Here is an 8,272-nt window from a genome sequence, read left to right on the forward strand (position 1 = left end):
GACCTGCTTATCCTGAACCTCAGAGACGTGCGCTGAGCGGGAAGGGATGATCATGAAAGTCGTCTGTCTGGGAGGAGGGCCTGCGGGCCTGTACTTTGCCATCTCGATGAAGCTGCGGCAGCCGGAGGCCGAGGTCACGGTGGTCGAGCGCAACAAGCCGGATGATACCTTTGGCTGGGGCGTGGTGCTGTCGGATGACGCGCTGGAGAATCTGAGCGCCAATGACCCGCAGAGTGCAGAAGCGATCCGAGAAAATTTTGCCTATTGGGATGACATCGCCGTGGTGCATGATGGCACCCGCACTGTGTCGGGCGGGCATGGATTTGCCGGGATCGGGCGTAAGCAGATGCTGCTGCTGCTGCAGGACCGGGCAAGGGAGCTAGGGGTGGACCTGCAGTTCGAAACCGTTGCTAAGTCCGCGTCGGAGTACCAGAAAGAATACGATCTGGTGGTCGGCTGCGACGGGCTGAATTCCAGTGTTCGCAATGAGTTCGCGGAACATTTTAAACCGGAAATCGACGTGCGGCCCTGCAAGTTCATCTGGCTGGGCACGCATCAGATATTTGATGATGCTTTCACCTTCATCTTCGAGAAGACCAAGCACGGCTGGATGTGGATCCACGCCTATCAGTTCGACGCCGACACCGCGACGGTGATCGTCGAATGCTCTGCCGAGACCTGGAAGGCCTGGGGTTTCGAGGGCATGAGCAAGGAGGAGATCATCCGCACCTGCGAGGAGATCTTTGCCGATCATCTGGATGGCCATGCGCTGATGTCGAATGCGGGGCACCTGCGCGGGGCGGCAGTGTGGATCAATTTCCCGCGGGTGCTGTGCGAGAAGTGGCACCATGAGAATGTGGTGCTGCTGGGCGATGCCTCCGCCACTGCGCATTTCTCCATCGGGTCGGGGTCGCGGCTGGCGTTTGACAGTGCCATTGCGCTGGCAGAGCTGGTCAGCACAGAGCCGACGCTGGAACTTGCGTTTGAACGCTACCAGGAGGAGCGGCGGCTGGATGTGCTGCGGCTGCAATCGGCGGCGCGCAACTCGCTGGAGTGGTTCGAGGAGGTCGAGCGTTACCTGGATATGGATCCGGTGCAGTTCAACTACTCGCTGCTGACACGCTCGCAGCGGATTTCCCACGAGAACCTGCGCCTGCGCGATGCCGAGTGGCTGCAAAGCGCCGAAAAGTGGTTTCAGGACAAGGCCGGCGCGCCCGCGGATGCGCCGGTGCGGCCGCCGATGTTTGCTCCGTTCCGCTTGCGCGGAATGGAGCTGAAGAACCGCATCGTGGTCTCCCCCATGGCGCAATACAAGGCGGTGGAGGGCTGCCCGACTGACTGGCATCTGATCCACTATGGCGAGCGTGCCAAGGGCGGGGCCGGGCTGGTCTATACCGAGATGACCTGTGTGTCTGCAGAGGGCCGGATCTCGCTGGGCTGTCCGGGCCTGTATGCGCCGGAGCATGAGGCGGCGTGGAAGCGGCTGACGGATTTCGTGCATGGCGAAACCAGCGCCAAAATCTGCTGCCAGATCGGCCATTCGGGGCGCAAGGGCTCAACCCAGTTGGGCTGGGAAGTCATGGATGCGCCCTTGCCAGACGGGAACTGGGAGACGGTCTCGGCCTCCGCGATCCCTTGGTCGGCAAACAACCCGGCGCCGCGGGAAATCACGCGGGCGGAAATGGATCAAATTCGCGATGAATTTGTTGCATCAGCGCGGATGGCGGAGCGCGCCGGGTTTGACATGATCGAACTTCACGCGGCGCATGGCTACCTGATTTCGTCCTTCATCTCGCCAAAATCGAACATTCGGGGCGATGAGTACGGCGGCAGCCTGGAAAACCGCCTGCGCTATCCGCTGGAGGTGTTCCGGGCCATGCGCTCGGTCTGGTCCGAAGGCAAACCGATGTCGGTCCGGATCTCTGCCAATGACTGGGTTGGCAACGAAGGTGTCACGCCGGAGGAGGCGGTGGAAATCGCCAGGGCCTTCACCGCTGCCGGGGCCGATATAATCGATGTCTCCGCCGGGCAGACCTCAACGGACGCGCAGCCGGTCTACGGCCGCATGTTCCAGACGCCGTTCTCCGACCGCATCCGCAACGAGGCCGGGATTGCCACCATGGCAGTGGGCAACATCTATGAGTCGGATCATGCGAATTCGATCCTGATGGCTGGGCGGGCCGATCTGGTCTGCGTGGGCCGGCCGCATCTGGCCGATCCCTATTGGACGCTGCATGAGGCCGCGCGGATCGGCGACCGCCACGGCGATTGGCCGCTGCCCTATCACGCGGGCCGCGATCAGGCCTGGCGTCTGGCGGACCGTGAGGCGGAGGTGATCCGGGCATGACACGCAGGGTTCTGGTCACTGGCGGCGGTACGGGGATTGGCAAGGCGATTGCCCATGTTTTTGCCGCAGACGGCTGCCATGTCACCATCGCCGGGCGCCGCCGGGAGCCGCTGGAAGTAGCGGCTGAGGGGCAGGGGCTGGAGATCCGCGTGGCGGATGTGACGGATGAGGCACAAGTGGAGGCTTTGTTCGCCACGCCCTACGATGTGGTTGTTGCCAATGCCGGAACCGGCGTTGCGGCGCGGATCGAGGATGTTGAGCTTGAGGAGTGGCAGCGCACCCTGACAGTCAACATGACCGGCACCTTCCTGACCTTCCGGGCGGCCTTGCGGGCAGGCATGGAACCGGGCGGGCGGCTGATTGCCATCGCCTCCACTGCGTCTTTGCAGGGAGGGGCGCAGATCCCGGCTTATGCGGCCTCCAAGCACGGGGTGCTGGGGCTGGTGCGCTCGGTTGCGCAGAGCGTGGCCAAGCGTGGCATTACCTGCAATGCGATCTGCCCCGGATTTGTGGATACCGAGATGGCGGAGAGCGCCATCACTGGGCTGATGGCCCGGCATGGCATACCGCGCGAGAAGGCGCTGAAGATGGTGGTTGGCGGCAACCCGATGCAGCGGCTGATCGCGCCGGAGGAAGTGGCGGCCACCGCGGTGTTTCTGGCATCCGAAGGCGCGGCCTCGGTCAATGGGCACGCAATGAGCGTGTCGGGAGGGGAAATTTGAGCACAACATCAAAAGACCGGCTGCGGCTGTGGCTGAAAGTGCTGAAGGCCACCAAGGCAGTGGAGAGCGAAGTGCGCGAGAACCTGCGGCGGGAGTTTGCAACCACGCTGCCGCGGTTTGACGTGATGGCGGCGCTGATGCAGCACGAAAAAGGTCTCAAGATGAGCGAGTTGTCGGGGGTTCTGAAAGTCTCCAACGGCAATGTGACCGGCATTGTCGAGCGGCTGGTCGAGGACGGCCATGTGCAGCGCGAAAAGGTCGAGGGCGACCGGCGCGCCAACCTGGTGCGGCTGACAGATGCTGGCCGGGTGGAGTTTTCCCGCCAGGCGGAAGCGCATGAGGGCTGGATCAACGCGGCCTTTGACGGGCTGACCGCGGATGAGGCGCAAGGGATAGCCGAGAGCCTGGACGCGGTGGCGCGGCGGCTGGATGAGGGGAGCAAGGCATGAAGGTGAACCGGGACCCCAGGCATTTCCTGTGCCGGATCGAGGATGGCATTGCGACCGTCTCTTTGGACCGGCCGGAGCGGAAAAACCCGCTGACTTTCGACAGCTATGCAGAGCTGCGCGACTGGTTCCGCGATCTGCACTATGACGACAGCATCAAGGCGGTGATCTTTGCCTCCAACGGCGGCAACTTCTGCTCCGGCGGCGATGTGCATGACATCATCGGGCCGCTGACGAAGATGAGCATGAAGGAGCTGCTGGCCTTCACCCGGATGACCGGCGATCTGGTCAAGGCGATGGTGAATTGCGGCAAGCCGGTGATTGCGGCGATTGACGGCATCTGCGTCGGCGCAGGCGCGATCATCGCCATGGCCTCCGACATCCGGATTGCCACGCCGGAGGCCAAGACCGCGTTTCTATTCACCCGGGTAGGGCTGGCGGGCTGCGACATGGGCGCCTGTGCAATCCTGCCGCGGATCATCGGCCAAGGCCGGGCGGCGGAGCTCTTGTACACGGGCCGGTCGATGAGCGCCGAAGAGGGCCACGCATGGGGCTTTCACAACAAGCTGGTTGCGGCGGACGAGCTGGAAGCGGAGGCGCAAAGCTGGGCCGCGCGGATCGCTTCGGGTCCGAACTTTGGCCACATGATGACTAAGACCATGCTGGCGCAGGAATGGTCGATGTCGATCGAGCAGGCGATCGAGGCCGAGGCGCAGGCGCAGGCGATCTGCATGCAGACCGCGGATTTCGAACGCGCCTACCATGCCTTTGTGAACAAGGAAAAACCGCTGTTCGAGGGCGATTGAGCCGCGGGACGGGCGCTTGGGGCGAGGGAGGATGCCTCCGGCGGTAGTATTTTGGGTAAGATGAAACTGGGAGGGCCGCGCGATGGCGGACAGGACGTTTCTGAACTGGCCGTTTTTCGAGGACCGGCACCGGAAGCTAACCGAAGAACTGGAAGCCTGGGCCGGGGCGCAGCTGGCGGGCATTGATCATTCCAATACGGATGCCGCCTGCTGGGCGCTGGTCTCAGCCCTGGGCGAGGGCGGCTGGACACAGCATTCCGGTGCGATGGCGGGTGAGCAGCTGGATGTGCGCAGCCTGTGCCTGATCCGCGAGACACTGGCGCGCCATGACGGGCTTGCGGATTTTGCCTTTGCCATGCAGGGGCTGGGCACCGGGGCGATATCGCTGTTCGGCACCGAAGCGCAGCAGCAGGAATGGCTGCCGCTGACGCGCGCGGGTAAGGCGATTTCAGCCTTTGCCCTGACTGAGCCGCAGTCGGGGTCGGATGTGGCGAACTCCACCATGACCGCGGCGCTGGACGGCGACCATTACGTTTTGAATGGCGAGAAGACCTGGATCTCCAACGGCGGCATTGCTGATGTCTACACGCTGTTTGCCCGCACTGGCGAGGGACCGGGGGCAAAGGGGCTGAGCGCCTTTGCGGTGCCTGCGGGCCTGCCGGGGTTTGAGGTTGTGGAGCGGCTGGAGACCATCGCGCCGCATCCGCTGGCGACCCTGCGGTTCACAGATTGCCGCATCCCGAAATCGGCGCTGCTGGGTCAGCCGGGCGCGGGCTTCAAAATTGCGATGTCGGTGCTGGATGTGTTCCGCTCCACCGTGGCTGCCGCGGCGCTGGGCTTTGCCCGCCGGGCGCTGGACGAGTCACTGGCGCGGGTCACCGCGCGGCAGGTGCAGGGGGCGCCGCTGTTCGATCTGCAGATGGTGCAGGGCCATATCGCCGATATGGCGCTGGATGTGGATGCATCGGCACTGCTGGTCTACCGCGCCGCCTGGGCTAAGGATTCAGGGGCTGCGCGGGTCACCCGCGAGGCTGCGATGGCCAAGCTGTTCTCCACCGACCAGGCGCAACAGGTCATCGACAAGGCGGTGCAGCTGCATGGCGGCGACGGCGTGCGCCGGGGTCAGAAGGTGGAGGAGCTTTACCGTGATATCCGGGCCTTGCGCATTTACGAGGGCGCTTCGGACGTGCAGCGGGTGGTGATCGCGCGTCAGGCGCTCGGTGCCTTTCAGGGAGGGAATTGAGATGCTGGGACCAACCGCGCATATAGACACATTCGCCCGGGACAACCTTCCGCCCAAGGAGCAGTGGCCGGAGTTCCTGCTGAAGGGGTTCCAGTACCCTGAGTACCTGAACGCCGCGGTCGAGCTGACCGATGCGATGGTGGAGAAGGGGTTCGGCGACCACACCGCGCTGATCGGCAACGGGCGCTACCGCACCTACAAGGAGCTGGCGGACTGGACCAACCGGCTGGCGCATGTGCTGACCGAGGACCTGGGCGTGAAGCCCGGCAACAGGGTGCTGATCCGCTCTGCCAACAACCCGGCGATGGTGGCCTGCTGGCTGGCGGCAACCAAGGCAGGCGCAGTGGTGGTCAACACCATGCCGCTGCTGCGCAAGGGGGAGCTGGCCAAGATCGTGGACAAGGCCGAGATTTCCCATGCGCTGTGCGACACAAGGCTGAAGGATGAGCTGGTCGCCTGCGCCAAGGAGTCGAAGTTCCTGAAGACAGTTGTTGGGTTTGACGGCACCTCCAACCATGATGCGGAGCTGGACCGGTTGGCGCTGGAAAAGCCGGTTGCATACCGGGCGGTGAAGACGGGCCGCGATGATGTGGCGCTACTGGGGTTCACCTCTGGCACCACCGGATCGCCCAAAGCGACGATGCACTTCCACCGCGATTTGCTGATTATTGCCGACGGCTATGCGCGCGAAGTGCTGGATGTGCAACCGGAGGACGTATTTGTCGGTTCGCCGCCGCTGGCCTTTACCTTCGGTCTGGGCGGGCTGGCGATCTTCCCGCTGCGGTTTGGGGCGGCAGCGACGCTTTTGGAAAACGCGACACCACCAAACCTCATTGAGATCATCGAGAAGTATAAGGCAACCGTCTGCTTCACTGCCCCCACGGCCTATCGCGTGATGCTGCGGGCAATGGAGGAGGGGGCAGATCTGTCCTCGCTCCGGGCGGCAGTTTCAGCGGGAGAGACCCTGCCTGCGCCGGTCTATCAGGAATGGATGGACAAGACCGGCAAACCGATGCTGGACGGGATCGGCGCGACGGAGCTTTTGCATATCTTCATCACCAACCGGTTCAGCGATCACCGGCCCGCCTGCACCGGCAAGCCGGTGGGCGGCTATCAGGTGAAGGTGCTGGACGGTGATGGCTTTGAGGCGCCCCGCGGCGAGGCCGGGCGGCTGGCGGTCAAAGGTCCGACTGGCTGCCGTTATCTGGCGGATGAGCGGCAAGGCGAATATGTGCGGGACGGCTGGAACATCACTGGCGACAGCTTCATCCGGGACGAAGACGGCTACCTGCATTTTGCAGCCCGCAATGACGACATGATCGTCTCCTCCGGCTACAACATAGCAGGGCCGGAAGTGGAGGCCGCGCTGCTGGCACATGAGGCGGTGGCGGAATGCGCGGTGGTCGGGGTTCCGGACGAGGCGCGCGGCGAGATCGTGCAGGCGCATGTGGTGCTGGCCGAAGGGCAGGCGGCGTCAGAGGAATTGGCCAAGCTGCTGCAGAACCATGTGAAGGCAACAATTGCGCCCTACAAGTATCCGCGGTCCGTGGTGTTCGCCCAGGCGCTGCCGAAAACCGAGACCGGCAAGATCCAGCGGTTCAGGTTGAAGGGCTGATTGTTCCGGCTGCCCGCGCGGGATCAGGCTGGCGGCTGCATGGCCGCCAGACCTTGGAGACATGCGTTCTGGCCTGCGCTACGCGCTGCAGCGCTGTATCTAAGCCTTTGACATGACATGGATTAACTGCTGGGATAAGGTGGAGGCGAGTACCGGAATCGAACCGGTGTACACGGATTTGCAATCCGCTGCGTCACCACTCCGCCAACTCGCCATCCGTGGTGTAAGCCGTGATTAATCACATGCCCGGCGCCGGTGCAAGAGGCCAATTGCCTTTGCTTGAGCCAAAAATTGCTTTTCTTTCCGGAAGGCTAGAATTTCACTCAGACGCGCTTGGGTCAAGGCTTGCGCGGCGGATGGCTGCAGCAATCAGGGCCGGGGCTCCGGGCAGGGCGCCGGCCACCGGCAGCACCGTGCCGCCAAAGCCTGCGGCGTCCAGGGCTTCGGGAAGATCCTCTTTCACGTGATCGCCTGCCTGCGCAAAAAACGGCAGGCAGATGGACCGCACGGGCAGGGAGGCGGCAGCAGATGCTAGCCGCGGGTCCTGCTCAATGTAGCCCTGCGACACGGAGCAGCCCGGCAGCAGCGGGCTGAGCCGGGCGGCGAAATCCTCGGCGGCCTCTGCGGCGCGCGGGCCGCGGGCAGAGCCGTGGGCGGCCAGCAGCAGAGAGGTTTCCTGCAAGTTCCAGCTGCTGACTGCTGCCGTTTGGCGCACTGCGGCGGCAGCGAGGGCGGGCAGGCTGTCGTCAAGGCCAAAGGGGGTGGCCAGCTGGAAATTCCAGCCCTGCAGACGCCCCGGCAGCACCTTGCTGGTGAAATACCCGCGCGACATGAAAAACGGATAGACCACTGCGCCGTCCTCTATCACCTGCTCCAGCCGGCCGGGAACTGCGAGGGTGGCAGAGCGGACATCCCAGTCCGGAAGATGCGCGGCAACACCCCTGGCAGTGGCTGCCAGATCCGCCTCTGCCGGGCCCGGGGCAGAGGGCTGACCGTGAGCAGTGAGTACGGCGGTTTGCGGATCTTGGGTCACGGCGGTTTTCCGGTGTTATGCACGGGCGGCGGGGTGGCTGGGTTTTGCTTTTATTTGGGG

7 protein-coding genes and 1 tRNA gene are annotated in these 8,272 nt (G+C 63.8%); 6 read left to right on the top strand and 2 right to left on the bottom strand.

Going from position 1 to position 8,272, the window contains the following annotated elements:
• The first annotated feature begins 52 nt into the window (after positions 1-52).
• From RA21_RS13700 to RA21_RS13725, 6 genes are all read left to right on the top strand, one after another.
• Positions 53-2,347 carry a bifunctional salicylyl-CoA 5-hydroxylase/oxidoreductase gene (locus RA21_RS13700; protein ID WP_039149824.1) on the top strand — a complete coding sequence of 765 codons (2,295 nt, stop codon included), beginning with the start codon at positions 53-55 and terminating at the stop codon, positions 2,345-2,347.
• Positions 2,344-3,069, top strand: a complete 726-nt coding sequence (locus tag RA21_RS13705; RefSeq protein ID WP_039149784.1) for an SDR family NAD(P)-dependent oxidoreductase — start codon at positions 2,344-2,346, stop codon at positions 3,067-3,069. Before RA21_RS13700 ends, RA21_RS13705 begins: the two co-directional genes overlap by 4 nt.
• A complete protein-coding gene (locus RA21_RS13710; RefSeq protein ID WP_019295763.1) occupies positions 3,066-3,518 on the top strand; it encodes a MarR family winged helix-turn-helix transcriptional regulator in 453 nt (150 codons plus the stop codon). The genes RA21_RS13705 and RA21_RS13710 overlap by 4 nt, the downstream gene beginning before the upstream one ends.
• Positions 3,515-4,321, top strand: coding sequence for an enoyl-CoA hydratase family protein (locus tag RA21_RS13715; RefSeq protein ID WP_039149787.1), 807 nt, complete (start codon positions 3,515-3,517; stop codon positions 4,319-4,321). Before RA21_RS13710 ends, RA21_RS13715 begins: the two co-directional genes overlap by 4 nt.
• A gap of 82 nt (positions 4,322-4,403) precedes the next feature.
• Complete coding sequence (locus RA21_RS13720) at positions 4,404-5,564, top strand: acyl-CoA dehydrogenase family protein (RefSeq protein ID WP_039149789.1); 1,161 nt, start codon at positions 4,404-4,406, stop codon at positions 5,562-5,564.
• A 1-nt stretch (position 5,565) separates the two neighbouring features.
• The gene (locus tag RA21_RS13725) at positions 5,566-7,179 is read left to right on the top strand and encodes an AMP-binding protein (protein ID WP_039149792.1); all 1,614 of its coding nucleotides are present in this window, start codon (positions 5,566-5,568) and stop codon (positions 7,177-7,179) included.
• Positions 7,180-7,319: 140 nt separating this feature from the next.
• Here the strand turns inward: RA21_RS13725 and RA21_RS13730 are convergent.
• Both RA21_RS13730 and RA21_RS13735 read right to left on the bottom strand, forming a co-directional pair.
• Positions 7,320-7,393 (bottom strand) — tRNA-Cys (locus RA21_RS13730).
• A 105-nt stretch (positions 7,394-7,498) separates the two neighbouring features.
• Entirely contained in the window at positions 7,499-8,212 is a 714-nt protein-coding gene (locus RA21_RS13735) for a CbiX/SirB N-terminal domain-containing protein (protein WP_039149795.1), read from the bottom strand.
• Between the last annotated feature and the right edge of the window lie 60 nt (positions 8,213-8,272).

The organism is Leisingera sp. ANG-DT, from assembly GCF_000813785.1.
In the GTDB taxonomy this organism is placed as follows: Bacteria; Pseudomonadota; Alphaproteobacteria; order Rhodobacterales; family Rhodobacteraceae; genus Leisingera.